The sequence below is a fragment of the Enterococcus sp. JNUCC 77 genome (genome assembly GCF_054819945.1).
The window spans coordinates 2,556,113-2,580,667 of the sequence record NZ_JBTHIG010000001.1 but is presented as its reverse complement, the minus strand read 5'-3'; the positions used below and the strand labels follow the sequence as shown (position 1 = coordinate 2,580,667).

The following is a 24,555-nucleotide window of genomic DNA, read 5'->3' as shown; positions in this document are numbered from 1 at the left end:
GAATCATGGTTTTCTTTCAATCGATTGAAAGTGTTATTAGTATTATATTAATGATTGCTTTAGGTTATATCTTAAAGCGTCAAGGTTGGTTTGATGAAAGTTTTGGTAAAAGTATTTCGTCATTAATTACGAAAGTAGCTTTGCCGGCATCAATTTTTGTGTCAGTTTTAAAAAATTTGACAAAAGACAGTTTAATTTCCCTATCAGGTAGCCTGATTTATCCTGTCGGCGGTGTAATTATTTCCTATATCATTGCTTACATCTTAGTCAAAGTGTTAAAGATACGCCCTGGACGTCGTGGTATATTTATGAATGCTATCGCTAACGCCAATACAATTTTTATTGGTTTGCCGTTAAATATGGCATTGTTTGGTGATAAAGCCTTACCTTATTTCTTAGTTTATTATGTCACCAATACTATATCCACTTGGGCATTTGGCGTCTTCTTGATTTCCAATGATGATCCGACAAAAGTAAAAGGTGGACCAAAAGCCAAATTAAATTGGAAAAAATTATTGCCACCACCATTATTAGGTTTTATTGTTGCGCTAGTTTTCTTACTATTAAGTATTCCAGTGCCAGATTTTATTAACAATACCTTGAGTTATGTGGGTGGCATCGTGACACCATTATCACTACTTTATATCGGGATTGTTTTATATGATGCTGGTTTGAAGAGTATTAAGTTTGATCGTGATACGGTCGTTGCTTTGATCGGTCGTTTTGTGATTGCGCCAGCTGCGGTCATTTTATTGATTACTATAGGTAGTAATTTGTTTGGCGCAGATTTAGCACCATTATTACGTCAAACCTTGATTGTTCAATCAGCTACACCGATGTTAGCGGTCTTGCCTATTTTAGCTAATGAAGCCCATGGCGATGTAAAATATGCAACTAATTTAGTTACAACTTCAACGATTTTATTCGTGGTCGTGGTACCAATCTTAATGCAAATTATTCAATTTATTTAATCTAAAAAGGAAGTCGCTTGATTTAAGCGACTTCCTTTTTTTTAGTTTCCAGTAAATAAATGTTTCATTTTTTGTTGTACGTCAGGATTTTCTAAGAATTCATCATAAGTGGTTTCGGCGCGATCGACTAATCCACTGTCAGAAATAGCAATAATCCGATTAGCAATTGTTTGAATGAACTGATGGTCATGAGAGGCAAATAATAATGAGCCTTTGTAGGCCATCAAGCCATCATTCAATGCTGAAATGGATTCTAAATCCAAGTGATTGGTTGGATCATCTAAAACCAAGACATTTGATTTTGCTAACATTAATTTTGATAGCATACAACGAACTTTTTCACCACCGGATAAGACATTGACCGGTTTCAATACTTCATCACCTGAAAAGAGCATCCGACCTAAGAAACTTCGTAAGAAAGTATTGTCGTCTTCTTCTTTAGAAGCATATTGACGTAACCAATCTAAGATAGTTAAGTTTGTGTCGAATTCTTTACTTGGATCTTTTGGTAAATACGCTTGACTGGTAGTGACGCCCCAACGAACGGTACCGCGGTCAGGTGTTAAATCACCCATGATTACTTTGAATAAAGTAGTTGTGACTAAGTCGTTTTCAGCTACAAAGGCAACTTTATCGTCTTTATTCAAGGTAAATGAAATATTGTCTAAAATCTTTTTGCCATCAATTGTTACGCTAACATCGTCTACTTGTAATAAATCATTGCCGATTTCACGTTCAGGCTTGAATGCCACGAATGGATAACGACGAGAAGATGGCTGAATATCGTCAATCGTGATTTTTTCCAACATTTTTTTACGAGATGTTGCTTGTTTAGATTTTGAAGCATTGGCACTAAAACGTGCGATAAAGTCTTGTAATTCTTTGACTTGTTCTTCTTTTTTAGCATTTTGTTGTGATTGTAATTTTGCGGCTAATTGACTAGATTCTAACCAGAAATCGTAGTTCCCAACATATAGTTTAATTTTACCAAAGTCTAAGTCAGCCATGTGGGTACACACTTTGTTCAAGAAGTGACGGTCATGGGATACGACAATCACGGTATTGTCAAAGTTGATTAGAAATTCTTCCAACCAATTGATAGATTGGATATCTAAACCATTGGTAGGCTCATCTAGTAATAGTACATCAGGCTTACCAAATAATGATTGTGCCAGCAAGACTTTGATTTTTTGTCCGGCGGTTAGTTCACTCATTTTTTGTTGGTGTAATCCTTCTGGAATGTTTAGCCCTTGTAATAAGACAGCCGCTTCTGGTTCTGCTTCCCAGCCATCTAATTCAGCAAATTCGCCTTCAAGTTCAGCAGCTTTAATCCCATCTTCGTCAGAAAAATCTTCTTTCATATAAATGGCATCTTTTTCTTGCATCACTTGGTAAAGACGTTCATGGCCCATAATTACTGTTTGTAAAACAGTGTAGTCTTCAAAGTCAAAATGATTTTGCTTTAAGACAGCCATCCGTTCGTTAGGTCCTAAGGTTACGTTACCAGTGGAAGGTTGGATTTCTCCAGATAAAATTTTAAGAAAAGTCGACTTCCCTGCACCATTTGCGCCGATTAGGCCGTAGCAGTTGCCGGGAGTGAATTTAATATTTACGTCATCAAATAATTTACGGTCAGGAAATTGTAAACTGACATCACTTACTGTAATCAATGATTGTCCTCGCTTTTTATGTATTGGCGTAAAGCCTCCTTGAATTATAGCTACCAAATGAAGAAGTTTCAAGGGATGTTTGAGATTACTTGAGAAATAAGTTAGACTTATCTGTAAGGGAGGTTGGAAAATGATTGGTATAATTGTGGCGACCCATGATCATTTTGGCAAAGAATTATTAAAAACAGCTGAATCGATCGTTGGCACCCAAGAGGATGTCATCACTATCTCTGTGGCACCTGGCACGATTGGAATGAAAGAACATTTTGTCGAATTAGGCGAGGAAACATTAGAGCGTAATGATGAATTGTTGTGGTTGGTCGATATTTTTGGGGGCACCCCCTTTCGTTATGTGAGTCAGTGTGTTGTAGATGATGAACGACAACACTTAGTTACCGGCGTGAATCTACCGATGTTAATGGAAGCTTTAATGAACCGCAAAAAAACTGGTAGCGAGTTAGCAGAATTATTAGTAAGTGACAGCCAAACCGGTATTAGAAAAATGTAAATTTAAATAATTTTAAAAATAAATCGTCCATCAGCTGCTTAGTCATTGATCTGAAATGATAAGCGGCTGTTTTTTTGTTTGTTTTTAAATATTGAAAATCAGCACTTTTTGCGAATATTAATTGTTATCATAAAGGTCATATGTTCAAAATTTAAAAGTTGTATATTTTGTAAGCGTTATCTTTTTTGTCCGTAGATTAGGACAGTCTTTTAAATTTATGATTAAAATTTGAGCTTATAATTCAATTAAGGAGTTGGTTGACATGCAGCTTAGTAAAAAAGAGAGCAGTTTGATCGAGATTTTTCTTTCAACCAAAAAAATCTTAACTGCGCAAGAAATTGCTGACAATCTGAGAATTTCTACTAAAACTGTCTATCGACTAGTAAAAAAAATCAATGAACTAAGTAGCAATGGTCCAGTGATTGAAACACAAACAGGTAAGGGGTTGTCGTTAAATTACAAAAGGTATCTGAAAGTAATCAACGAACAAGAAAATACCCAAGAAGATAATGCTGAAGGGCGTCGTAACCGGATCTTATTAGAGTTGCTATTTAAATCGCCTCATCCCATGGATATTCAAACTTTATATGAAGGACAATTCGTCTCAAATGAATTGATTATTAAAGACATTGAAAAAATGCGGGAAACAGTTAAGCCTTATCAATTAGCAATAAAGAAAAAACGCAATCTAGTTTCGTTAGTTGGTTCGGAAAAAGAAATTCGTCATCTGAGTTATAAACTTATTTCAATGGGTTCTTTTTTAACAACTGAAACCTATGTCGTAAATGATGAGACGATGAACTCCTATGATGCGGATTTAATTACTTCATTATTGGAATACATTGAAAAAATGGTGGGGAACCCGATTCCTTATCCGTATAATGTCAATATTTTTTCTCACATTTATATTTTGTTGTCACGGTTTCGTAAAGGTAAAGTCGCCAATCCAGAAGTCAGTAAGTTGTCAGAACTAGATGGGGAAGAAAAAAACCTGATTCAACAAAATCAAGAAAAATTTGAAATCGCCAAGAAAATCATTCAACGAATTGAAGACTATCTAGTAGCTGAAATTGATGAGATCGAAGTGTTTTATTTATTTCAATATATTATGGCTTCAAGAGTTAGCACAAACGAAAACGCTCAAGCTATGACGAACGAATCGGAAGAAGTGACTATACTGGCATTGCACTTAGCCAAGTATTTAAAAGCTGAATTGAATTTTTCCTTCATTGAAATTATTGATGACGCCAGCTTTTTAGAACATCTACGCTTAATGCTTTACCGCAGTAAGAACGGCATTATTGTAAAAAATGAATTGATTCAAGATATTCGGCGAGAGTATAGCGAAATCTATGTGGCCTTGCAAAAAGCTTTGGATGATTTGTCGTCAGAATTTGAAAGTTTAAATATCTCAGATGATGAAATCGGTTTCTTGGTTTTGTATTTTGCCCAAATTTTAGAAAAGAAAAGATTCCAACGGAGAGTTTTAATCATGTGCAGTAGCGGCGTTGGTACCAGTGAATTATTAAAAATTAAGGTCCAAAGAGCTTTTCCTGATTTAGATATTGTCGATGTAGTGTCATTAAATCAATACAAGAAAAATTATGAAAAACTGGGAAAAGAAAGCTTTGATTTTATTTTGACGACAGTCAGTTTGGATAACAAAAGCAATGTGCCAAGTTTGTTAGTTAATTTCATGTTTACACAGCGCGACCAAGAAAATGTCGCTAAATTATTGGAGGGGTTATAAATGGATACGTTAGATATTAAAGAAGTTGTCAATAAGAATTTAATCATTACTGGATTGGAAGGAACTGACAAAGAAGCAGTCATTCGAGAATTAACTAAAAGATTACATGATCAAGGCTATTTATCAGATGAAGAAACTTTTGTCCAAGATGTTTTAGCTAGGGAAAAAGAAGGCATCACTGGTTTAGGTAATGGAATTGCGATTCCTCATGGAAAATCAGATGGTGTCAAAATCACAACCATCGCCGTAGGAACGACTAAGAGTCCCATCGAGTGGGAATCCTTAGATGATGAACCAGTCAATGTGGTTATTCTGTTTGCTGTCAAAAAAACAGATGAAACCACCACTCATATTAAATTATTACAAAAAGTCGCGATTTTATTAGCTGACGAAGATTTATTAACCAATTTAAGAAATGCTCAATCGAGTGATGAAATTTTTGAACTATTAACAGCAGAGGAGGAATAGGTTTATGAAAATTGTAGGAATTGCCGCATGTACATCAGGAATTGCCCACACCTATATTGCACGGGAAAAATTAGTTAAAGCAGGTGAAGCTTTAGGGCATGAGATTCACATCGAGACACAAGGAACCATCGGTACTGAAAATGAATTGACCAATGAGCAAATCAAAGAAGCAGATGTAGTCATTATCGCAGCTGACATCAAAATTGGCGGAAAAAATCGTTTTGACGGAAAAAAAGTTGTAGAAGTTCCCACTAATACAGTGATTAAAGCACCACAAGGATTGATTAAAAAAGTAGAACAATTAGTTAACACATAAATAATGAGGGGGAAGTTACATGTTAAAAAAATTAGAGTTGAAGAAGCACGCCCTAACAGCCATTTCCTACATGTTGCCAATCGTTGTTACTGCCGGACTATTAATCGCTATCGGGAATTTAACTGGCGGGGCAGTGATTGAAGATTACAGTGCAGCTTATTCAATTCCTGATGCCTTAGTTTCTTTAGGTGTACTAGGAATGGGATTATTGGCGCCAGTTATTTCCGGTGCGATTGCTTATTCAATTGCTGATCGACCAGGGATTGGACCAGGTTTATTCATGGGTTTGATTGCTAACAGTATCGGCGCAGGTTTCTTAGGTGGAATGCTAGGTGGTTATCTAGTTGGTTTCTTAGTAAAATTCATCATCAACAATTTGAAAGTACCAAAATGGGCAGAAGGTTTAATGCCGATGATGATTGTGCCATTAGTATCAACTTTAGTTATGGGATTATTAATGTATTTCGTGATTGGTGTGCCGATTGTCTGGGCGACAGTAGCTTTAACCAATTTCTTAAATAGTCTGCAAGGTAGCGGCCGCTTCTTATTCGGTGCTATTGTAGGCGGCATGGCAGCCTTTGACTTTGGTGGACCAGTCAATAAAGTCGCTTCATTATTTGCAGATGGTTTATTACTAGAAGGTGTTTTCGAACCAGAAGCAGTGAAAATTTTAGCATCAATGGTCCCACCGTTTGGCGTAACAATTTCATGGGTATTATCAAAAGTATTCCGCAAGAAAAAATATTCTAAAGGCGAAGAAGACAATATCAAAATCGCTTTTCCAATGGGTATTTGTATGATCACAGAAGGCGTTATTCCGATTGCCGCAGTTGATCCATTACGAGTAATTTTCTCTTGTACTGTCGGTGCTGCTGTAGGTGGCGGATTAAGCATGATGTGGGGCATTGGTTCTCCTGTTCCTTCCGGCGGACTGTTTATTGTTCCAGCGATGACTAATCCATTATTGTTCATGTTGGCATTATTAATTGGTTCAGCAATTACCGGTGTGCTCCTGTTTGTACTGAAAAAAGAACCGGTCGAAGAAGAACAGTTCGAAGCAGAAGAAGAGGAAGAAATGGACTTGTCAGATATTACTCTTTCTTAGGAGGACAGTAAAACATGTATGTTTCAATGAGAGAAATGTTGCAAAAAGCCAATCGTGAAAAGTACGCAGTCATGGCAATAAATTGTTTCAATTTAGAAACTGCTCAAGCCGTGATTCACGCAGCAGAAGAATTACAGGCACCGATTATCGTTGATTTATTACAAGAACATCTGGAAATGCATCTAGGATACGAATATTTAACTTTGCCTATTAAACGGATGGCAGAAAAAGCCAGTGTCGATGTAGCGATTAATTTAGACCACGGACAAGATGTCGCTTTTGTGAAGCAATGTCTGCATGAAGGATTCTCCAGTGTAATGATGGATGCTTCCATGTATGATTTAGCGGAAAATATTCGGATTACTAAAAATATGGTGGACTTTGCTCAAACTTATAATGCCAGTGTCGAAGCGGAAGTTGGGAATATGGGAGCGGTCGCTGGTGACAATTGGACCAACGATCAGATGTTTACTGATGTAGATGAAGCCATCCAGTTTATTAATGAAACGGGTGTTGATTGTCTCGCCTTATCTTATGGCTCTACTCACGGCGATTATCCAGAAGGTTTCGTGCCAGAATTTCGTTTTGATATCGTAGAAAAAATCAAAGCGGCAACCAATTTACCACTCGTGTTACATGGTGGTTCTGGTGCTGGTGAAGAAAATATCAAAAAATCTATTGAATTAGGGATTAACAAAATCAATGTCGGCTCAGATTTTATGGCAGCACAAGCAGCCTTTTTAACCGAAGAATTGGCTAAAGGGGAAAAAGTAGACTACCCAGCCTTGGTTCATCAAAGTATGGCTGCCGGAAAAGAAATGGTAAAAAAATATATTCGACTTTCAGGGTCAATAAATAAATCAAAATAGGAGCGTATTAAATATGTTATTAAACATGAAAGAATTATTAACCGTCGCACAAGAAAACAACTTTGCAGTAGGAGCCTTCAACGTGGCAGATAGCAACTTCTTCCGAACTGTAGTGGAAGCAGCAGAAGCAAACGATTCACCAGCGATTATTGCCGTTCACCCAACTGAATTGGATTTTACTAAAGATGACTTTTTCCAATATGTGATGACACGAGTAAAAAATTCTAGCGTACCTTTCGTAGTGCACATGGATCATGGCGATAGCTTAGCAAGTATCATGCGGGCGGTTCATTGTGGTTTTAGCTCAGTCATGATTGATGGGTCATTATTACCATTTGAAGAAAATATTGCTGTGACAAAAGAAGTGGTGGATGTTTGTCATAAGTTAAATGTTTCAGTTGAAGGAGAATTAGGTACGATTGGTAGTACCGGGACTTCGGTTGAAGGCGGCGTGAGTGAAGTTGTCTATACTAAACCAGAAGATGCTGAAATCTTTGTAAAAGAAACGGGTATCGACACTTTAGCGGTGGCAATCGGTACAGCTCACGGAATCTATCCAAAAGATGTAAAACCAGAATTGAAAATGGATGTTTTAGAAGAAATCAAAGAAAAAATTTCGATTCCATTAGTTTTACACGGAGGGTCTGCTAATCCAGATGAAGAAATTGCTAAAGCAGTTGCAATTGGTATTCAAAAAGTTAATATCTCTTCCGACTACAAATACGCTTTTTACAAAAAATGTCGTGAAATCTTAGCTTCGACAGAGCTTTGGGATCCGAATGCGATTTATCCAGATTGTATTGATGCAGCCAAAGAAGTAGTCACACAAAAAATGGGACTGTTTAACTCAACTGGTAAAGCAAAACTATATCGTGAAGCCAATCAACAACCATGGCGCAGTGATTTACAATAAACAATTGAGACAGGCAGTTGACAACTTATGTTGACTGCCTGCTTTTTTTCCCATATCATAAATAAAACGATTTCTATGAGGTGAAGAGATGACAAAATTTTATGGCAGTATCGAAGCTGGTGGGACAAAATTTGTCTGCGCCATTGGTGATGAAAATTTTAAAATCATTGAACGGGTTAGCTTTCCAACTGAAACACCTGAAGAAACAATGCCAAATGTGATTGCTTTTTTTCAGCAACATCAAACAGACTTAGCAGCTATCGGCGTTGGTTCATTCGGTCCGATTGATATTCACAAAGATTCAAAGACTTACGGATATATCACTTCTACGCCAAAACTTCCTTGGCAACATTATGATTTTATCGGCGAACTAAAAAAACATTTCTCGGTTCCAATGACTTGGACAACCGATGTAAATGCAGCTGTTTATGGTGAATACGTGGCGGGTAGCGGTAAAGGCTTAAATAGTGCCGTTTATTATACGATTGGGACCGGAGTTGGCGGCGGCGCAATTCAAGAAGGTCGTTTGATTGAAGGCTTTAGTCATCCTGAGATGGGCCACATGCAAGTCAAACCCCATCCAGAAGATGATTTTGCTGGCGCTTGTCCATTTCATGGAGATTGTCTTGAAGGAATGGCAGCTGGCCCAGCCATTGAAAAACGTTTAGGGAAAAAAGGTCAAGATTTAGCGGCTGATGATCCTTATTGGGAAATTGAAGCTTATTATTTGGCACAATGTGTTTATAATACGACGTTGCTATTACGTCCAGAAGTAATTATTTTAGGCGGCGGCGTGATGAAACAACAACAAATGATGAAAAATGTCCGTCAAGCCTTCACAAAATTAGTTAATGACTATGTGGAAGTACCAGCTTTAGAACAATACATTGTATTTCCAGCATTGGAAGATAATGCAGCCACTGTCGGTTGTTTTGCAATGGCGAAAGAAGCTGCTTTACACAATTAAAAAAATCGCCCGTCCAAATTAATGGGCGAGGCGATTTTTAGTTTATTTCAATAATTCATTTAAAGTTGGCATATCATGAACTTGATATTTTTCTTTGAAAGCTTGAATTTCTTCAGCGGAGAATTTTTCAGGATCTAATGTTAATTCTTCCACTGGTAAAGGTCGTGCATCTTCAATTTTAATATCAATCACAACAGGGCGTTTGCTAGCTTTTGCAGCAGTGAAAGCTGGTTCTAATTGATCGTAACTAGTAATTGTAAAACCATCAGCACCTAAAGCTTCGCCGACCTTACCAAAATCAGCATCATCTAAAAAGACACCAAATTTTTGTTGTTCAGTATCTTCTTGTTCAGCTTCGATGAAACCAAAGGCTTGGTTAGAAAATACGATATTGATAATCGGTAAGTTATATTTTACTTGAGTGATGATATCTTGCATTTGCATCGCAAAACCACCGTCACCATCTAAGGTAAAGATTTGGCGATCAGGATAAGATAATTGGGCAGCAATCCCACCAGGTACGCCATAACCCATCGTAGCAAACCAACCAGAAGTGGTAAATTTTTGTTTGCCGTTCATATTTAAATGACGAATGCTGTTGACTGTTACATTCCCTACGTCAGTTACAAAGATGGCATCATCTTCAGCAATACGGTTGATTTCTTTAAAGATTGGTTCAGGGCGTAAAGGTGTTTGTGCATCATTATCAAAGCTATGACGCCATGCATGCCAATTTTTAATATTTTCTTGGTTAGCAGCTAACCATTTATCAGCAGGACGTGCTTTTCCTAATGCGACTAATTTTCTTAAAGCATTGGCGCCATCACCTAAAATAGAGACATCTGTTTTGTGGCGACGACCAAATTTTGTTGCATCAATATCGATTTGTATGAATTTGGCTGCTGGATTAAAGAAGTAAGCAGCAAATGGAAAATCACTACCAACAAAAACAATCAAATCAGCAGCTGCTAAAGCTTCATTAGCTGGTTTTGTAGCTACCCGAGCAGCAAAACCTAAGAAGTTTTCATAAGCATCAGGAATAATTCCTTTTGCTAAAACAGCAGCTGCAACTGGCATTGAAAAATGTTCAGAAAATGCTTTAACGGCATCGAATCCACCACGAACGCCTTGTCCAACATAAAGAACTGGTTTTTGAGCGGCTTCAATTAATGGTAAAGCTTCTTTTAAATCAGTATCTTCTGGTTGTAAGACACCAGTTTTATGATTGGCAGCAGTCGAAATAGATAAATCTTCAATCTCAGCAAATCCAAAATCAACTGGAATTGTTACAACGGCAACACCATTATTTTGATAAGCTGCTTTAATAGCTTCATCGACTACGTGAGGCAAGCTTTCTGGCGTCATCACAGTCCGATTATAAACAGAAACATCCGCAAACATTGGATTTTCGTTTAGTTCTTGGAAAGAATTATAATTCATTTGAGTTGAAGCAACTTGACCTAATAAAGCAACCACGGGTACATGATCCATTTGTGCATCATATAAACCGTTGATCAGATGAGTTGCACCTGGTCCAGCGGAACCAAAAACAGCACCGACTTTTCCAGTTAATTTTGCATCAGCGGCGGCGGCAATTGCGCCAGCTTCTTCATGACGCACTTGAACATATTTGACTGAATCTCTTTCTTTATATAAGGCATCCATTGTTGAGTTGAAAGAACCACCAGGAATACCATAAATATGATCAATTCCCCAAGATTCAAAAACTTTTACCATTGCGACACCAGCATTAATTTTAGCCATCATTGTCACTCACTTTCTTTTTGTAAGTATTTTAATAATTTTTATTATACTCTTAATTATAATCACTACCAAAGAAAAGCTCTTGAGAGAGTTTGCAGGTGCACCTAAACTTATGATAAAATCATATTATAGTAAACGTTTTATTTTTATTGAATGATTATAATAAAATAGTAAAAGTTGGAAGGGGCAGAAAATGACGACTTGGTTATTAAGCTTAGCTGCTTGGCAGCAAGCATTAGTGGGTACTTTATTTACTTGGGGAATGACCGCATTAGGTGCGGGGATGGTTTTTTTCTTTAAAAATATTAATCGGAATGTTCTAAATTTAATGTTGGGTTTTGCTTCAGGTGTAATGATTGCTGCTAGTTTTTGGTCTTTATTAGATCCGGCGATTGAAGCAGCAACTGAAAACGGATCGATTCCTTGGCTAGTTGTCAGTATTGGTTTTGGTTTAGGTGGGGTCTTTTTATATATTGCTGATAAGACAATTCCTCACATGCATTTTGGACCAAATCATGAAAAAGAAGGGATTCCTAGTCATTTAAAAAGAACAATTTTATTAGTTTTTTCGATAACTCTGCATAATATTCCAGAAGGTTTAGCAGTCGGCGTTGCTTTTGGCGCAGCCAGTGAAGCAGCTAATCCAGCCGCTGCAGTACTAGCGGCCATCTCAGTTTCATTAGGAATCGGGATTCAAAACTTCCCAGAAGGTGCTGCTGTTTCGATTCCTCTACGACAAGAAGGTTTAAGTCGTACGAAATCATTTTTATATGGACAAGCTTCTGGTTTGGTAGAACCAATTGCTGCAGTAATCGGAGCATTATTAGTTACTCGAGTGGAACCATTATTACCTTATGCTTTATCTTTTGCAGCTGGAGCGATGATTTATGTAGTAGTAGAAGAATTAATTCCTGAGGCGCAAGCAACTACTGATAGTAAACATCATTCGGGCGTGCTTGGTGCGATGACCGGATTTATTATTATGATGATATTGGATGTTGCGTTGGGGTAAGTGATAAATATGGCTAGAAACCTTGTTATATAAAGCTTCTAGTTTTTTTATTTTGTCTTAAAATAGGTGGGGTCTGTGAAAAGGTCAGTGAGTTAAAGCAGTTTGCCTAAAAAGAAAGCTTTTCTCCAATCATTTTCTATTTGCTCCTGTGAAGCATACTTGTGACTACTACTAGTTGAATAACAGTAAAGTAAATACAAATTTGTATTAGCAACATACATTTTCATTTTGGTGTAAGGAATTTTCCCATTGCAAATGATTAGCTTAATTGAGGGGTTAAGTTTATTTAAATCATTTAATACAGCATTTTTAATTTTTTTATCCGTGCTACCATCTCGTTCGAATTCGCCATATATATCCCACAAACCAATATGATTTTTTAGTAAGCATTCCACTTTAGAATTATATGTCTTAGGCATTTCTTCTTCGGATAATCCTAAAGCTTTAAATACTACTCGCCAAAACCTATTACTTTTACTTGCATAATATTCTTGTTTATTTAATGATTCTTCTCCAGGAGCAGTACCCATTATCATAATTTTGGTTTCACTATTTTGGATAATTGGTAAACTTATTTTTTTATTCATAATTAAATATCTCCTCTTAAAAACCAACAAATTTAGCAAATCTATTTGCTGTTTTTTCTTTTTCTTCTGGCATGACATGAGAATAAATCCTATCAGTTACAGTCGTATCTTTGTGACCCAAACGTTCGCTTACTTCTTTCATAGGTATTCCTGATTGAAGTAGCAAGCTAGCATGAGTATGTCGGAAATTGTGTGGCGATATTTTTGGGAGCTTATACTTTTCAACGATGTATCTTAGCCATTCATTTGCTGCAGCTAAACCGTATAGCTGGTTATCATCAGTGGTGAAAATATATTGATTGTTGCTAGATGTATTAAACCCTCTGCCTAGATAATCGCTTCTTTGAATCATTCGCCACTTTTGCATGATTTTAAGTGTCTCATCATCGAGGCTTATAGAGCGATTACTACTTTTAGTCTTCGGTGATAATATCAGTTTGGTGTTTGTGGCACTTCGAGATAATGTTTTATTAATTGATACTGTGCTATTAGTAAAATCAATATCACCCCAAGTCAATGCGAATATCTCGCCCTTTCTTGCTCCACTAAAAGCCAATATCCGAAAGAAGGCAATCTGTTTATAGTTACCGTGATCTTCTAAACATTTGAAAAATTGTGCCAACTCATCTTTAGTATAAAATTGGAGTTTGGTTTCCTCTTCCTTTTTCCGTGGTGCAATAGTTTTAACCATAGGATTACTTTCCATATATTCCATTGCTACACCATACTTCATGATTTGAACCCCAAGCTTTCTCAGGTCACCATACATCTTTAAGCCGTTTTTAAACCACTTATCGACTAGTAATTGGCAATCACTCACTTTTATGTCTGAGAGGACAAAAGAGCCTAGTGTAGGCTTCAAGTGCGTTTTATAGAATCGTTCGTAGTTATAAGCAGTTGATTCTTTGATACTTAAACGATGATGATCTATCCATAAGTGATACAACTCATCAAAGGTTAGTTCCTTTTTCTTTTTATCTAAGCCGTTTTCTTCTATATCCTCTAATAACTTAGCCAGTGCAATTTGTGCTTGTTTCTTCGTTTTAAATCCTTGTCGTTTACGATAGACATTCTTCCCTTTTGAATTTAATCCAATATAAACATTAAACATGTAGGCGGTTGAGCCGTCTTTTTTTTGTATACTTCTTAATTTCCATTGTGTTCTCCTATCTACCACCAACGCCAATTAGAGTAGATATGTATAAAATGGATGATTAATTTTTCTCGTAGTGCCTAATATAGGGAAGATTATTTTAGATTGTTAAAAACCTAAACATCATCATTTCTATCACGTTTTATTTTTTTGAAATTTTCATTGATTTTCTTTTGGAAATTCTCGTTAAATTCTTTTTGCTTCTTTGTATCCTTATAGAAGTCTTCATAGGAATAATTGTCATCAATATCATTGAGAAAATCAGATATTTTAACATCATCACCAAACAGTTCTCTTGGATCTATAGTTATTTGAGAGTATTTTGGGATGTCATCAAGTGCGATATTTATAAAGTAGTCAACGGAATCATCTATCTCTTTTTTTTGTTTTAATAATTTTTTTATTATTTGAGGGTTTGATAAATAGTCTCCATTATCACCAAAAACAAAAACGTCTGCATCTTTTGAACTTAAAGTGATTAGTGCCTGGAGAATATTATTAAAAAATTCCAAAGCTTCTTGATTGTCTTTATTACGTTCTAAAAAACTAGAAAAATAAGAGATATTTCTTCTCAAAATTGGAGTTGTAGCACCGTTTTTTTCGACTAAATCTACTAAGTTACCAATTTTTTGTTCAAAAAACATATTTTCAACTTTGTTTCTTGCAGGACTAAAACCCATAATGAAAGGAACTGTAACATTAAAAAAATCAGCAAGTGTCTCCCAGGTTTCTTGCTTTGGCGTTTGTTCCTCTCTCTCATAGTTATTTAAAGAAGCACGTCCGATTTTTACTCCCTTTTCCGTTAAAAGAGCATCTTGAAGTTCTTTTAAACTTAACCCTCTTTCTTCACGCAATTGCTTTATTCGATTCAAAAAAACACCACCATTTCTAAACTCAGTATAAAGTATCATCTATTAAAAATAAACAATAATTTTTATTGACTATTTTAAATATACGAATTATAATTTGTTTATAAAAAATAGACAAGAGGTGAGAGTCATGAGAGCAAACCAAGAAATACGTGATCAGATTTTTATGAACCGATTACGAAATTGGGAAGTTGCAGAAAAATTAAATCTATCTGATAGTCGCTTTAGCGTTTGGTTACGGACGCCGTTACGCGAAGACCGTAAGCAACGTGTTGAAAAGGCAATTGACGAATTGCTGGCAGAACGGAAGGAGGCTTAAACTATGCAGGAATTAGTTTTAGCACAAGAAGAATTGTTTCAAGGCATTCATTGTGATTTATGGATGGATAGCAAACGTAATCCGTTTATGAGTATGGATCAGCTTGCTGAAGCACTTGAATACACTGACAGAAAAGGAATCGAAAAAATCGTTGAAAGAAATCCTTATCTGAAAGAGCAAGAATTTTCAACTACCGACAAACTGTCGGAGGTTGAAGGAGACAGAGTAGTTAAACGAGAACGTAGATTATTTACTCGTGATGGAATTATGGAAGTTAGTTTTTTATCTCATAAGCCGAAAGCTCGTGAGTTCAGAGCGTGGGCTAGAAAAGTCTTAACCGCTTTTATGGACGGTCAAATCGTTTGGAAAAGCGAGCGTGAAAAAGTCAAAGAAACAAGCGTAACACTCAGAGAGGCAATTAAGATCGCTGGCTACACGGGTAAATGGGATTACTCAAATTTCTACAATCTCATTTATAAAACGTCTATTGGATTTATCGCTAGACAGCTACGAAAAGAACGACATGCAAAACCGAAAGCGGTAGCGGCAGATTTTATGACAACTGAAGAATTAGTAGCCGTAGATGCCAGAGAAAAAGAAGTCATTACTTTGCTAGGACTGGGGATTTCTCGGGATGAGATGAAAGCGATCTTTGAACGTAAAGGCGTTTTATATCAAACAACGCTTAAAATGCCTGAAACGGCACGATAGGCGGGTGATTATATGGAAGCACAGCAAAAACTACAGGTAGAAGTAAGCCACACACTCGCGCAGGAGCAATTGAATGGCATTTATGACTCAGTATATGAAACAATTAAACAAGCCATTGAAGACGCTCGTAGGGATGCAGGAGTAGATAGCGACATCATGTATACAAAAGTAGAGTTAAGAAAATTTTTGAATAACTGTAGCTCTGAATATTTAGAAGAAGTGTTAGCAGATAAAACATTCCCACGAGGAAGAACTTTATCTGATAGAAAACAATGTTTTAGCAAAGCAGCTATCAAATTATGGTTATTAAACAATGAATCAAATTAAATCCACCAACGCCAAGTGGAGCACTCCTCAGATAATGAGGGCACATAAGTTGAAACGTCACAGAAGCCAATTCGAAAGTCGCCAAAATATTTTTAGGAGGAATGTATCAATGAAAGTTATTTATCCGCCACTCGTGGAACAGTCGTATCAATTTATTACTCAGCAAGGTATTAGAACTACGAAAGCAGAAGTTTATCAAATGATGGTTGCTGAAGGTATGTTGACACAAACAGGCGAGCCAACTAAGAAGGCATTAGAACAAGGAATTGTCACAGAGTACAAGCAGCAACATCGTACCTTGAAAGAATTTAAGAAAGAGTATCCGATATTTAAAAGTTATCCAGTCAAAGAGTTTACTCAGCAAGATGGTGTTTGGTATGTGTCGCAGAAAGTGATTGTAGATATTCAAGCGATTCTTGATGCAAATAATTGCGACATTGACATCTTCAATCAGATCAACATGTATTTCAATTTCAGAAACTATGATGATCCACACGAAAGCATTGCAGAAATAAAAGGTGTTTATCATCCGTTATACACGCCTTACGATGATTCGATGTTTGTGTTTGTGAATGGTCAAGTAGCAATTCCAAAAGAAGTCATGACAGACATTATACGGCGTTGTGATAAAGGTGAACTAGATGTTGATAGAGAGGTCGTAGAAGGTTTTAAGCAGTTATTAGCACAAATGGAGTAGGAGCAATCAATCATGAGAAGAAGACAGAAAAAAAGCCTTTGCTGTATAAACTTTGACGAGTTCAGAAAAAGGCACACAACTGGCTTAAAAAGCCTATTTCTGTCTTCATTCTACCACAAAAAAGAATGGAGCGTAAATCAATGAATAAGAAAATTAATTTAGTTTTAGCAACTTTTTTATTAAGCGGTATTGCAACACTTTTACCTACTGGATTGAAAATATGTTTATTTTCTTTGGTTGGACTATGGTTATTCATTAAATATGATGAATGGTCTTACAACCAAAGAACTGGGGGTGCTGAGTAATGAATGAAACGAATTTTGTAGAATCAGGAGAAAAATTACTAAATGAAATAAGTGATGTACTAGTTGATAGTTCGAATGATTTAGTCGATGTCCAAGAAACTTTATCTCTTTTGGATTTGCCACAATCTAGGATAATTAAGCAAACTATTGCAAATGTTAGTAATCGTTTATTAAAAGGAAATATGCTGATATTACAACAAACATATAAGGATGATGAACGAGATCAATATTTGGATAATTTAAGAGGCTATTTCAACGAGAAAACAGGGACTTGGTACGAACAAATTTGTGGAAATTTCAAAATGTTAACTGGTTTCAGTGCGAATAAATGGAATGCATTAACATGGACTATTCATTTATCACTAGGACATAGTACATTTGATTATTTATTGCATTCAGGATACATCTCCTTAGATCGAAGAGGAAAGGTTGTTATCGATTTAAGAAATGCCGAGGTATTTGGTTGGGATACCGAAAGAATTCAATATTTATTAGATACTGACTTTCAAGATTTGAAGACGGTGACTACAAATGATTAAAACAGGGGATTATTGTCGAGTAAAAAAATCTAAATATCTTGCTGCAGATTCTTTTGTTGAAATATTGATTGAGATACAACCAGGCATATTCTTGTGTGGAAACGAAGAAGGTAACACGATTGTGGTTGCTGAGAACCTTGAATTAGTCGGAGGTGCTGATAAATGATATTAGAAGAATGCCTTGGTAAAAAGTGTGCAGAAGCTGTAAAAAATATTTTTGCTTATGCGTTGAAGTCTGGTCAAGAAAATCGGGAAATCTTAGTAGAAAGCCTTCGTTATGAAGCAGATAAACAAGTGAATATCACTGCTAATGTCATTTTAATTCAAATAGCTACGCAAATTGAATCCATGGAGGTAACTGAATGACTCATGATGATTGATAAAATAGAGGTTAGGGTGGTCATTGTATATGGCGAATAGGAGAATGTTTTCTAAAGATGTGGTCGATTCAGATAGATTTTTGGACATGCCACCAACAACACAGAATTTATACTTTCATTTAGGGATTCAAGCTGATGATGACGGTTTTGTATCTAGTCCTAAGAAGGTTAAGCGTGCCTGTAGTGCAACTGATGATGATTTAAAACTACTTGAAGCTAAAGAGTTTATTATCTCATTTGAATCAGGCGTAATTGTCATAAAAGACTGGAAATTAAATAACTATATTCAAAAAGATCGTTATACACCAACAGTTTTTTTGAAAGAGAAAAATCATATATTAACAACAGAAAACAGGTCTTATGCGTACTTGGATACAGAACGTATCCATAACGTATCCAACTTGGATACACAGTATAGCATAGAGCAGGATAGCATAGGTCAGTTTAGCTTAGGTAAGGACAGGAAAGCAAAGGAAAGCAAAGAGCAAGGTAGTAAAGGTCAGTCTAGTCTAGAGGTATCTCATAACCAGAATAGTACGAGTGTTCAAGATTGCATTGAATATTATGAAAGTTATTATGGCGAAACAGGTCAATTTGATAAAAAGACGCTTATGAACTTGGCTAGTATCTACGGAATAGAATTTTTATATGAAGCTATCGACAAAACAGCTATTCGTGAAGATGTGAAATCACCATTAGGTTATACCACTCAATTGTTGAAAGAGTGGAAAAAGAAAGATTTTACAACGATAGCGGATATTGAAAACGAACAAGAAGAATTTAATAAAGCTTATGAGGAGTAATTAAATGACCATAGAAGAATTGCAAAAAACATTGGGTAAAGATCTGGCTATTCAAATATTGGCTGAGTATTCGAAGACGGACGATTATATGAAGATTATTGAGTCGGATAGATCATTTCATGAACAAAAGACTATTTTAGTATTGTCAATTTATGATCATGTTCAAAGAATATTATTAGATAAGCAAATTAAAGAATTGACAAAAAGCAGCAAAGAGACACTGATTAATAAACTGATAGATACCTTGAGAGACGTTCAAATGTTTGAGTCTAGTCTTTACGCAATGAAACGTTTAGACAATGACAGCGAACGGTTAGATAGTATTTTGAATGAGTATTATGGAATGCTACCTAACGAGAAATTGAATTTACTTGAAGCGATTGAGGAGATTGTCGAAATAAATACATTTGAGAGATAGGAGCAAACTATATGAACCAACTATCAATTATTGAACAAGCGGTCTTAGAATTAATCCCCATTGGTGGGGAACGGAAAATAAACATTGCAGACATTACAACTATTGTTGACTTAAACAGTAGAGAGGTCTATTCAGTCATTCAATCGCTTAGAAGTAAAGGAGTACCAATCGTAGCCACTCGTGGTAAAGAAGGCGGTATCTTTGTTGCCACAAATGAATCAGAGAGACTACAAGGCTTACATCCCCTTAGAATGCAACACATCACTACAGAAGAAACAATCCGAAATATTGAGCAAGCAGATTTAGATAACTGGAAAAAGCTATTAGCTTAATCGAAAGGAGCGATAAAATGGATAAAGTAACTATTGATAATAATCAACGATCGGAAGCAATAGAGTTACCGAACTATGGTGAAATAAAACTCATTGTAAAAGATGGTAAAGTGGTTCAATATTATACGACAGAATCACATCGTTTAGTAGAAAAACCGTTAATAAAACAGCATTAAAACAACGATGGAACGTATTGTTTTTAGTGTGAATATGGTATAATTATGGTAGTTGAATAACAGTATCTTACTAGGAAGAACCAGAGGATATGAGATGTACGCCGATTTACGGTGAATGTCTTGTGTCCTCTTTTTGTATATAAAAGGGGATTGGTAATTATGGTGAAGTGGCGATTATCTGACAGAGTGAAACGAATTGAACAAGGTTTAATGATTGATGATAGCGGTGTTCTATTTGTGGATGAAAATAGCGGTGGTACTTATGGGGAATCTAACATGACAAAAAAGCAATTAGAAAAGTATGCTGCAGAAAACAAATACAGCGTGATTATGATTGATGATATTTCCATAGTGTCTACGAAAAGCCTTAAATACCAACGGAAAGGAGAAAATAATGGCGATTGATTTAAATATTCGACAGGATCGTTTCTTAAAAGCTTTACTGGAAGCACCTAATATTGAGAAAGCCTGTGAGATGGCAAAGATTAATAAAACGACCGGCTACAAGTATTTGAAAGACGATAAGTTTATGAATGAATACCGAAAGCTTAGACGTGAAGCTATGCAACAAGTGACGGCTAGACTTCAAAAGAGTTCTGAAGAAGCTGTGGACGTGCTGAAAGAGATTATGAACGATAAGAAAGCCACTACCAGCGCCAGAGTTCAGTCAGCAAAGAATGTGCTGGAAATCGCTTATCGATCTATTGAGTTGGATGATATTCAAGAACGAATTGAAACGATTGAAAGTAGTATTGAGAGGTGATAAGTCGTGGGTCTAAGAGAAAAAATAGCAAAGTTAGAAAAGAAAGTTTTTGGTGAATCAGATAAAGAGTTTAAAACCACATTAGCGTATAGTTTGTTTCTGCAAGGTGTAGTGGACTCCTTAGAAGATTTACATGCCCCACTACTTACTTTACGTGAAATAGAGATTTTGATAGACGGGGCAACTTTCCCTGTAGATTTATTGAATCATGCAAGAAAAGAATTTCACAATACTAATTTCTTAAGTGATGAGACATTAAGCATGTGCAACAAATATTTAAAAAAGTAAGCAAAAAGAAAGAAGGAAGTAACAATGACAGAAATCACAAGACCAGAAACAATTGAAAAATTAAATGAGGTAATTTTAGCCAAAGTATTTAGTCAATTTAAAGGTATGGATGTGGAGTATAAAGCTATCATCGCTAAATACCGAAAGGCAGTTCAATCCAATCAATATAATCCAGATTATTTGCAACAACTAAGAAAAGAAAGCCTTAAAGCAATCCATGAATTAATGACCAATAGAAAAGCTTTGGCTGATGCAGAATTAACGGTTATTCAGGGGATGTACGATATTGATAAGGACAAAAAGCCTACGGATGTGGGATTAGCTGCAGGAGATCAATTACTGTTAGAAACACAACGAAATAATGCCTTAAAACTAATTGATGCTAAAGTAGATAGTTCCAAAGACTTGAAAGTTACTTATCTAGAATTGTATGAATTGTATAAAAATGATGAGTTCTTATTGTCTTATATGGATGCTTTGTCAGAAAAAATCCCAGAAACTGAAAAAGTATTGATCCAAAAATCCATTGATGAAATCAATAGTAATCCTTTTGAGAACGAGATTAATAAAATTCGTTTAAGCTTAGTTACCCTTTTATCTGAGAAAACAACTTTCTATCCATCATATTTAGAGAATGGCATTCATGCTAAAAATAAATATGTATTACGGAACTTTTCTGCTGATTTAGACTTAAATGACAGAATTAAAGAAGGCTGGAAGAATTCATACAATACAGATCAAAGCGAAGGGAAATAAAAGTAATGGGCATATTTAAAAAAGATATTGAGGGACTTAGAAAAGCAAGAGAGCAGCAACATGCACGACAGGAGAAGGAACATCAGGAGAAGGAACAACCTAATGATGAGGAAAAACTGTCAAGCATTGGAGAACGCGCCCAAATTAGTGGGATGTACAATGCTTCGATTACTGACGAAGAACGGTCATGGTTGTTTACAAATTATCCAGCAAAATGGGATGAATTTTCAAAAGGAACAATCAAATAGATTGAAAAAGGGGGAATGATCAATGATGAGTGAAGAAGTATCGAAAGTAACCAATAAAAAAGCAAAAGAAATCGAATCTGTAGAATCAGGAGTTATGTACACATACAGAGATCCTGCAACAGGACAAATAACCACAAAAACAGCATTTGAGCTTGTAAAGCTTTTAGCAAAGGAAATTCAAGAATTAACAAAGTAATCAGTAGGAGAGTGGGAACATGCAAAAAGGAACTGTAAAATGGTTTAACGGAGAAAAAGGCTATGGATTCATTGCTAACAAGGAAGATGGAACAGATATTTTTGTCCACTATAGTGAAATTGTCGGAGACGGTTATCGTAATTTAGATGCTGGCCAATCTGTTGTATATACAATCGGAAAGAACAGCAAAGGGAAAATAGCTACAAATGTCGTTGTAGAATAATTAAAGATGGTAGTAATTCTTCCAATACCTTTAAATGAGATGAGAGTTCATGGATAGTTAGTACAGTTTAGAACGTTACCTAATTATTAAAGATTATTTTTTGTGTTTGAAACAAAAAAAGAGAATCATTTAAAATAAATTGTATCAGCAAAATTTAGCTACCCATTTAGCTTATGATGAGCTGACTATCCATGTACAAGCACCTAAGATTGATTATCTAGTAGCGGACTGCTTAGTAGCTTGTAGGCTAATTGATAAGCGTATCATGCGGTAGCGTTTCCGTCAGAAATGTTTCAATCAATTCTTATCAAGTCTATCTGTAATTGAACGTAAGAGTCTTATACAAGGGATGGGGAAATAGAACGCTTCTTGATCGTGTGCATGATGAGATTAGAGAGATAGAATAGAAACCGCAATAGCATATAGGTATGGTTATGAACCGCCAGAAGAGAACATCGAAATAACAGACAATTTATTTTTGGATATTGATTTATTAGAGGAGGTATTGTGATGATTTTTCGTGCATCAGTAAGAACTAAATAATATCTAGCTTTATGGGCTGCTTTTATGGAATATCTTAACGAATTAAACAAACATGAAAAAATTTAGCGAGATTTTTTTAAGTCATTGTTTTTTTGGATAAAGAAGATGTATCATTGCTAGCGGAGAAGTATCTAAAAGGTGAACGCAAGATTCAATATAGCCCTGAACATGATGGCTACATGGGACGATTACCAATTACTGATAGCATACTGGACGATCGTGCAGAGAATCGTCTTAAGAAAAAGTTAGAACACTACACTGATGAAGTAGAAAAAATAATTAGGCAAGAGCTACCAAGTTATGTTTTACGAATGAATCGTCTGTACTTAAAGCGGTATGAGATTTGCAACTTCGACTAAGTCAAAGAAGAGCTTATCTTTACTCAGGATAAGTCACAAGCTAAGGTATTTGCGCATGAAAGTGAAGAAGGTAGGTGTCTAGCAATAGGGTTCAATCTAACCAAAGAAGAATCTGAAACGAGTAGCTTTTATTTAACTGAGAGGTGTATTTGTGAATAATGTTATCGCGAGAAATGTACTAGCGAATCAGCAAAGAATAAAAAATAGGTTACTGTTATCATTGAAGTCTAAGTCGTAAAGAATACATAAAAAATGATAATGGTATGAAGATAAATAGAAATCTCTGGAGATTGTAACCTGCTTTTTTTGTAAATGATATAATGAATTTACATTCAAGGAGGTGAACATCGCTATGATGAAGTGTTTAGTACTTGTTGGGGATTCAAAAGTGGTGACTAAACTTACCCCAAAAGATTATAACAACTTGAAATACTGCTTTAACAGCTTCCATGATTTTGAGGATATATATAATCTGAAAAGATTAGTAGATAGGGCATTTAATGATTATCAGAATTATGTTTCTCAAGCTCTTGAAAATAGTGATTTAGAATTAACAGATTTTTACTTTGAAGCTTTAGATAGAGCTCTAAAATATATATTTTATGCACGTATGTGTTTTGAAAATATCGGTGAAAAGGACACCATGTTTAAAGAAGTATTTTCATCTTTGGATCAAACAAACACGACATACAAAATGTTAAGATTATTGAGAAATTACGCGCAACATCACTCGTTACCATTAAAAAGTGCTATAGAGAAGTTGGAATACTCGGACGAGAGGTTTACGACGAGTAAGCAAATTTTTATATCGAAAAAAGATTTTTTGAGGAAACGACTAAAAAAATTAGATTTTCAATTTATTGAAAATAATTATGAAGAAAAAATTTATATTGATGATTTATTTGTGGAAATTCAAGGATTAGTAGAGGAATACTATGTTATGGCTTTTAAGAATCAATATAATAAAGTAAGGTTACAAATAATCGCTGTGGTTCCTAAATACAAATTTAAACTCTTTTCGAGGATTTTAAAAATAGATAAAGTAGGGGTCGCAAAAATTATTAGAAAAGGTCAATATGTACTTGAGAAAATCCATCCAGTCGATAGAGGAATGTTGGAAAAATTCCTTGAATATGCTCAAGAAAAAAAAGATATATAGTATCTTGAAACATTATTCATTTATAATAAGGCATAAATTTTTATAAACGTAAAAATTTAGAAGAAATATATTCGGCGTTGATTGTCTGTAA

Annotated in this window: 36 protein-coding genes; 31 read left to right on the top strand and 5 right to left on the bottom strand. The window is 35.5% G+C overall.

Translation table 11 applies throughout. The features are described 5' to 3' along the window. Positions 1-5: 5 nt before the first annotated feature. Complete coding sequence (locus ACVWNY_RS12580; RefSeq protein WP_218327365.1) at positions 6-971, top strand: AEC family transporter; 966 nt, start codon at positions 6-8, stop codon at positions 969-971. 41 nt (positions 972-1,012) lie between these two features. Here ACVWNY_RS12580 and ACVWNY_RS12575 read toward each other — a convergent pair whose 3' ends face one another. After that, complete coding sequence (locus tag ACVWNY_RS12575) at positions 1,013-2,641, bottom strand: ABC-F family ATP-binding cassette domain-containing protein (RefSeq protein ID WP_218327364.1); 1,629 nt, start codon at positions 2,639-2,641, stop codon at positions 1,013-1,015. Positions 2,642-2,771: 130 nt separating this feature from the next. Here ACVWNY_RS12575 and ACVWNY_RS12570 point away from each other — a divergent pair, with 130 nt between their 5' ends. From ACVWNY_RS12570 to scrK, 8 genes are all read left to right on the top strand, one after another. Then, positions 2,772-3,149: a PTS sugar transporter subunit IIA gene (locus ACVWNY_RS12570; RefSeq protein WP_218327363.1), complete on the top strand. Its 378-nt coding sequence runs from the start codon at positions 2,772-2,774 to the stop codon at positions 3,147-3,149. Between the two features lie 262 nt (positions 3,150-3,411). Next, the gene (locus tag ACVWNY_RS12565) at positions 3,412-4,899 is read left to right on the top strand and encodes a BglG family transcription antiterminator (RefSeq protein ID WP_438719167.1); all 1,488 of its coding nucleotides are present in this window, start codon (positions 3,412-3,414) and stop codon (positions 4,897-4,899) included. Further along, positions 4,900-5,367: a PTS sugar transporter subunit IIA gene (locus tag ACVWNY_RS12560; protein WP_218327361.1), complete on the top strand. Its 468-nt coding sequence runs from the start codon at positions 4,900-4,902 to the stop codon at positions 5,365-5,367. 4 nt (positions 5,368-5,371) lie between these two features. Further along, entirely contained in the window at positions 5,372-5,683 is a 312-nt protein-coding gene (locus ACVWNY_RS12555; protein ID WP_218327360.1) for a PTS fructose transporter subunit IIB, read from the top strand. A 19-nt stretch (positions 5,684-5,702) separates the two neighbouring features. Continuing rightward, entirely contained in the window at positions 5,703-6,788 is a 1,086-nt protein-coding gene (locus ACVWNY_RS12550; protein WP_218327359.1) for a PTS fructose transporter subunit IIC, read from the top strand. A gap of 14 nt (positions 6,789-6,802) precedes the next feature. After that, on the top strand, positions 6,803-7,657 hold the full coding sequence (locus tag ACVWNY_RS12545; RefSeq protein ID WP_218327358.1) for a class II fructose-bisphosphate aldolase: 855 nt from the start codon (positions 6,803-6,805) through the stop codon (positions 7,655-7,657). Between the two features lie 13 nt (positions 7,658-7,670). Next, complete coding sequence (locus ACVWNY_RS12540; RefSeq protein ID WP_454071469.1) at positions 7,671-8,570, top strand: ketose-bisphosphate aldolase; 900 nt, start codon at positions 7,671-7,673, stop codon at positions 8,568-8,570. 88 nt (positions 8,571-8,658) lie between these two features. Beyond that, a complete protein-coding gene (scrK, locus tag ACVWNY_RS12535; RefSeq protein WP_438719168.1) occupies positions 8,659-9,537 on the top strand; it encodes a fructokinase ScrK in 879 nt (292 codons plus the stop codon). Between the two features lie 42 nt (positions 9,538-9,579). On the opposite strand, the gene spxB is transcribed toward scrK, so the two are convergent. After that, a complete protein-coding gene (gene spxB, locus ACVWNY_RS12530) occupies positions 9,580-11,301 on the bottom strand; it encodes a pyruvate oxidase (RefSeq protein WP_454071468.1) in 1,722 nt (573 codons plus the stop codon). Positions 11,302-11,494: 193 nt separating this feature from the next. On the opposite strand from spxB, the gene ACVWNY_RS12525 reads away from it, so the two are divergent. Beyond that, complete coding sequence (locus tag ACVWNY_RS12525; RefSeq protein WP_218327354.1) at positions 11,495-12,313, top strand: ZIP family metal transporter; 819 nt, start codon at positions 11,495-11,497, stop codon at positions 12,311-12,313. Between the two features lie 92 nt (positions 12,314-12,405). Here the strand turns inward: ACVWNY_RS12525 and ACVWNY_RS12520 are convergent, their stop codons facing one another. From ACVWNY_RS12520 to ACVWNY_RS12510, 3 genes are all read right to left on the bottom strand, one after another. Continuing rightward, entirely contained in the window at positions 12,406-12,900 is a 495-nt protein-coding gene (locus tag ACVWNY_RS12520) for a DNA-deoxyinosine glycosylase (RefSeq protein ID WP_454071467.1), read from the bottom strand. Between the two features lie 16 nt (positions 12,901-12,916). Further along, the gene (locus ACVWNY_RS12515; protein ID WP_454071862.1) at positions 12,917-14,077 is read right to left on the bottom strand and encodes a site-specific integrase; all 1,161 of its coding nucleotides are present in this window, start codon (positions 14,075-14,077) and stop codon (positions 12,917-12,919) included. Between the two features lie 92 nt (positions 14,078-14,169). Next, positions 14,170-14,925, bottom strand: a complete 756-nt coding sequence (locus tag ACVWNY_RS12510; RefSeq protein ID WP_461211734.1) for a helix-turn-helix domain-containing protein — start codon at positions 14,923-14,925, stop codon at positions 14,170-14,172. A 127-nt stretch (positions 14,926-15,052) separates the two neighbouring features. Here ACVWNY_RS12510 and ACVWNY_RS12505 point away from each other — a divergent pair, with 127 nt between their 5' ends. The 21 genes from ACVWNY_RS12505 to ACVWNY_RS12405 all read left to right on the top strand — a co-directional run bounded on the left by ACVWNY_RS12505 (position 15,053) and on the right by ACVWNY_RS12405 (position 24,464). Further along, positions 15,053-15,241, top strand: a complete 189-nt coding sequence (locus tag ACVWNY_RS12505; protein WP_454071465.1) for a hypothetical protein — start codon at positions 15,053-15,055, stop codon at positions 15,239-15,241. 3 nt (positions 15,242-15,244) lie between these two features. Beyond that, the gene (locus ACVWNY_RS12500; protein WP_454071464.1) at positions 15,245-15,952 is read left to right on the top strand and encodes a BRO family protein; all 708 of its coding nucleotides are present in this window, start codon (positions 15,245-15,247) and stop codon (positions 15,950-15,952) included. 12 nt (positions 15,953-15,964) lie between these two features. Then, complete coding sequence (locus tag ACVWNY_RS12495) at positions 15,965-16,279, top strand: hypothetical protein (RefSeq protein WP_454071463.1); 315 nt, start codon at positions 15,965-15,967, stop codon at positions 16,277-16,279. 109 nt (positions 16,280-16,388) lie between these two features. After that, positions 16,389-16,976, top strand: coding sequence for a hypothetical protein (locus ACVWNY_RS12490; protein ID WP_454071462.1), 588 nt, complete (start codon positions 16,389-16,391; stop codon positions 16,974-16,976). Between the two features lie 140 nt (positions 16,977-17,116). Continuing rightward, positions 17,117-17,281, top strand: coding sequence for a hypothetical protein (locus ACVWNY_RS12485; protein WP_454071461.1), 165 nt, complete (start codon positions 17,117-17,119; stop codon positions 17,279-17,281). Further along, entirely contained in the window at positions 17,281-17,820 is a 540-nt protein-coding gene (locus ACVWNY_RS12480; RefSeq protein WP_454071460.1) for a hypothetical protein, read from the top strand. Before ACVWNY_RS12485 ends, ACVWNY_RS12480 begins: the two co-directional genes overlap by 1 nt. Next, positions 17,813-17,986 carry a hypothetical protein gene (locus ACVWNY_RS12475; protein ID WP_454071459.1) on the top strand — a complete coding sequence of 58 codons (174 nt, stop codon included), beginning with the start codon at positions 17,813-17,815 and terminating at the stop codon, positions 17,984-17,986. The genes ACVWNY_RS12480 and ACVWNY_RS12475 overlap by 8 nt, the downstream gene beginning before the upstream one ends. After that, the gene (locus ACVWNY_RS12470) at positions 17,983-18,186 is read left to right on the top strand and encodes a hypothetical protein (RefSeq protein WP_454071458.1); all 204 of its coding nucleotides are present in this window, start codon (positions 17,983-17,985) and stop codon (positions 18,184-18,186) included. The genes ACVWNY_RS12475 and ACVWNY_RS12470 overlap by 4 nt, the downstream gene beginning before the upstream one ends. A gap of 43 nt (positions 18,187-18,229) precedes the next feature. Continuing rightward, positions 18,230-19,003, top strand: coding sequence for a hypothetical protein (locus ACVWNY_RS12465; RefSeq protein ID WP_454071457.1), 774 nt, complete (start codon positions 18,230-18,232; stop codon positions 19,001-19,003). A gap of 4 nt (positions 19,004-19,007) precedes the next feature. Continuing rightward, on the top strand, positions 19,008-19,421 hold the full coding sequence (locus ACVWNY_RS12460; protein ID WP_454071456.1) for a hypothetical protein: 414 nt from the start codon (positions 19,008-19,010) through the stop codon (positions 19,419-19,421). 11 nt (positions 19,422-19,432) lie between these two features. Further along, a complete protein-coding gene (locus ACVWNY_RS12455; protein WP_454071455.1) occupies positions 19,433-19,753 on the top strand; it encodes a hypothetical protein in 321 nt (106 codons plus the stop codon). 17 nt (positions 19,754-19,770) lie between these two features. Continuing rightward, positions 19,771-19,929 carry a DUF2292 domain-containing protein gene (locus tag ACVWNY_RS12450; protein ID WP_454071454.1) on the top strand — a complete coding sequence of 53 codons (159 nt, stop codon included), beginning with the start codon at positions 19,771-19,773 and terminating at the stop codon, positions 19,927-19,929. 159 nt (positions 19,930-20,088) lie between these two features. Beyond that, positions 20,089-20,334: a hypothetical protein gene (locus ACVWNY_RS12445; protein ID WP_454071453.1), complete on the top strand. Its 246-nt coding sequence runs from the start codon at positions 20,089-20,091 to the stop codon at positions 20,332-20,334. Further along, positions 20,324-20,692 carry a phage replication protein gene (locus tag ACVWNY_RS12440; RefSeq protein ID WP_454071452.1) on the top strand — a complete coding sequence of 123 codons (369 nt, stop codon included), beginning with the start codon at positions 20,324-20,326 and terminating at the stop codon, positions 20,690-20,692. Before ACVWNY_RS12445 ends, ACVWNY_RS12440 begins: the two co-directional genes overlap by 11 nt. A 6-nt stretch (positions 20,693-20,698) precedes the next feature. Beyond that, positions 20,699-20,980, top strand: coding sequence for a hypothetical protein (locus ACVWNY_RS12435; protein WP_454071451.1), 282 nt, complete (start codon positions 20,699-20,701; stop codon positions 20,978-20,980). Positions 20,981-21,004: 24 nt separating this feature from the next. Next, positions 21,005-21,736, top strand: coding sequence for a hypothetical protein (locus ACVWNY_RS12430; protein WP_454071450.1), 732 nt, complete (start codon positions 21,005-21,007; stop codon positions 21,734-21,736). A 5-nt stretch (positions 21,737-21,741) separates the two neighbouring features. Next, entirely contained in the window at positions 21,742-21,984 is a 243-nt protein-coding gene (locus ACVWNY_RS12425; protein ID WP_454071449.1) for a hypothetical protein, read from the top strand. Positions 21,985-22,006: 22 nt separating this feature from the next. Then, entirely contained in the window at positions 22,007-22,180 is a 174-nt protein-coding gene (locus tag ACVWNY_RS12420; protein WP_454071448.1) for a hypothetical protein, read from the top strand. Between the two features lie 19 nt (positions 22,181-22,199). Then, positions 22,200-22,403 (top strand): cold-shock protein, encoded by a 204-nt coding sequence (locus tag ACVWNY_RS12415; protein ID WP_454071447.1) that lies wholly within the window; start codon positions 22,200-22,202, stop codon positions 22,401-22,403. A gap of 656 nt (positions 22,404-23,059) precedes the next feature. Then, positions 23,060-23,305: a hypothetical protein gene (locus tag ACVWNY_RS12410; RefSeq protein ID WP_454071446.1), complete on the top strand. Its 246-nt coding sequence runs from the start codon at positions 23,060-23,062 to the stop codon at positions 23,303-23,305. A 352-nt stretch (positions 23,306-23,657) separates the two neighbouring features. Then, a complete protein-coding gene (locus ACVWNY_RS12405) occupies positions 23,658-24,464 on the top strand; it encodes a hypothetical protein (RefSeq protein WP_454071445.1) in 807 nt (268 codons plus the stop codon). Positions 24,465-24,555: the final 91 nt, after the last annotated feature.

What these genes read in the sequence shown, in the direction of transcription:
- ACVWNY_RS12580 (WP_218327365.1), top strand. Translation starts at nt 6, where the DNA reads ATGGTTTTCTTTCAATCGATTGAAAGTGTTATTAGTATTATATTAATG.
- ACVWNY_RS12570 (WP_218327363.1), top strand. Translation starts at nt 2,772, where the DNA reads ATGATTGGTATAATTGTGGCGACCCATGATCATTTTGGCAAAGAATTA.
- ACVWNY_RS12565 (WP_438719167.1), top strand. Translation starts at nt 3,412, where the DNA reads ATGCAGCTTAGTAAAAAAGAGAGCAGTTTGATCGAGATTTTTCTTTCA.
- ACVWNY_RS12560 (WP_218327361.1), top strand. Translation starts at nt 4,900, where the DNA reads ATGGATACGTTAGATATTAAAGAAGTTGTCAATAAGAATTTAATCATT.
- ACVWNY_RS12555 (WP_218327360.1), top strand. Translation starts at nt 5,372, where the DNA reads ATGAAAATTGTAGGAATTGCCGCATGTACATCAGGAATTGCCCACACC.
- ACVWNY_RS12550 (WP_218327359.1), top strand. Translation starts at nt 5,703, where the DNA reads ATGTTAAAAAAATTAGAGTTGAAGAAGCACGCCCTAACAGCCATTTCC.
- ACVWNY_RS12545 (WP_218327358.1), top strand. Translation starts at nt 6,803, where the DNA reads ATGTATGTTTCAATGAGAGAAATGTTGCAAAAAGCCAATCGTGAAAAG.
- ACVWNY_RS12540 (WP_454071469.1), top strand. Translation starts at nt 7,671, where the DNA reads ATGTTATTAAACATGAAAGAATTATTAACCGTCGCACAAGAAAACAAC.
- scrK (WP_438719168.1), top strand. Translation starts at nt 8,659, where the DNA reads ATGACAAAATTTTATGGCAGTATCGAAGCTGGTGGGACAAAATTTGTC.
- spxB (WP_454071468.1), bottom strand. Translation starts at nt 11,301, where the DNA reads ATGGCTAAAATTAATGCTGGTGTCGCAATGGTAAAAGTTTTTGAATCT.
- ACVWNY_RS12525 (WP_218327354.1), top strand. Translation starts at nt 11,495, where the DNA reads ATGACGACTTGGTTATTAAGCTTAGCTGCTTGGCAGCAAGCATTAGTG.
- ACVWNY_RS12520 (WP_454071467.1), bottom strand. Translation starts at nt 12,900, where the DNA reads ATGAATAAAAAAATAAGTTTACCAATTATCCAAAATAGTGAAACCAAA.
- ACVWNY_RS12505 (WP_454071465.1), top strand. Translation starts at nt 15,053, where the DNA reads ATGAGAGCAAACCAAGAAATACGTGATCAGATTTTTATGAACCGATTA.
- ACVWNY_RS12500 (WP_454071464.1), top strand. Translation starts at nt 15,245, where the DNA reads ATGCAGGAATTAGTTTTAGCACAAGAAGAATTGTTTCAAGGCATTCAT.
- ACVWNY_RS12495 (WP_454071463.1), top strand. Translation starts at nt 15,965, where the DNA reads ATGGAAGCACAGCAAAAACTACAGGTAGAAGTAAGCCACACACTCGCG.
- ACVWNY_RS12490 (WP_454071462.1), top strand. Translation starts at nt 16,389, where the DNA reads ATGAAAGTTATTTATCCGCCACTCGTGGAACAGTCGTATCAATTTATT.
- ACVWNY_RS12485 (WP_454071461.1), top strand. Translation starts at nt 17,117, where the DNA reads ATGAATAAGAAAATTAATTTAGTTTTAGCAACTTTTTTATTAAGCGGT.
- ACVWNY_RS12480 (WP_454071460.1), top strand. Translation starts at nt 17,281, where the DNA reads ATGAATGAAACGAATTTTGTAGAATCAGGAGAAAAATTACTAAATGAA.
- ACVWNY_RS12475 (WP_454071459.1), top strand. Translation starts at nt 17,813, where the DNA reads ATGATTAAAACAGGGGATTATTGTCGAGTAAAAAAATCTAAATATCTT.
- ACVWNY_RS12470 (WP_454071458.1), top strand. Translation starts at nt 17,983, where the DNA reads ATGATATTAGAAGAATGCCTTGGTAAAAAGTGTGCAGAAGCTGTAAAA.
- ACVWNY_RS12465 (WP_454071457.1), top strand. Translation starts at nt 18,230, where the DNA reads ATGGCGAATAGGAGAATGTTTTCTAAAGATGTGGTCGATTCAGATAGA.
- ACVWNY_RS12460 (WP_454071456.1), top strand. Translation starts at nt 19,008, where the DNA reads ATGACCATAGAAGAATTGCAAAAAACATTGGGTAAAGATCTGGCTATT.
- ACVWNY_RS12455 (WP_454071455.1), top strand. Translation starts at nt 19,433, where the DNA reads ATGAACCAACTATCAATTATTGAACAAGCGGTCTTAGAATTAATCCCC.
- ACVWNY_RS12450 (WP_454071454.1), top strand. Translation starts at nt 19,771, where the DNA reads ATGGATAAAGTAACTATTGATAATAATCAACGATCGGAAGCAATAGAG.
- ACVWNY_RS12445 (WP_454071453.1), top strand. Translation starts at nt 20,089, where the DNA reads ATGGTGAAGTGGCGATTATCTGACAGAGTGAAACGAATTGAACAAGGT.
- ACVWNY_RS12440 (WP_454071452.1), top strand. Translation starts at nt 20,324, where the DNA reads ATGGCGATTGATTTAAATATTCGACAGGATCGTTTCTTAAAAGCTTTA.
- ACVWNY_RS12430 (WP_454071450.1), top strand. Translation starts at nt 21,005, where the DNA reads ATGACAGAAATCACAAGACCAGAAACAATTGAAAAATTAAATGAGGTA.
- ACVWNY_RS12425 (WP_454071449.1), top strand. Translation starts at nt 21,742, where the DNA reads ATGGGCATATTTAAAAAAGATATTGAGGGACTTAGAAAAGCAAGAGAG.
- ACVWNY_RS12420 (WP_454071448.1), top strand. Translation starts at nt 22,007, where the DNA reads ATGATGAGTGAAGAAGTATCGAAAGTAACCAATAAAAAAGCAAAAGAA.
- ACVWNY_RS12415 (WP_454071447.1), top strand. Translation starts at nt 22,200, where the DNA reads ATGCAAAAAGGAACTGTAAAATGGTTTAACGGAGAAAAAGGCTATGGA.
- ACVWNY_RS12405 (WP_454071445.1), top strand. Translation starts at nt 23,658, where the DNA reads ATGATGAAGTGTTTAGTACTTGTTGGGGATTCAAAAGTGGTGACTAAA.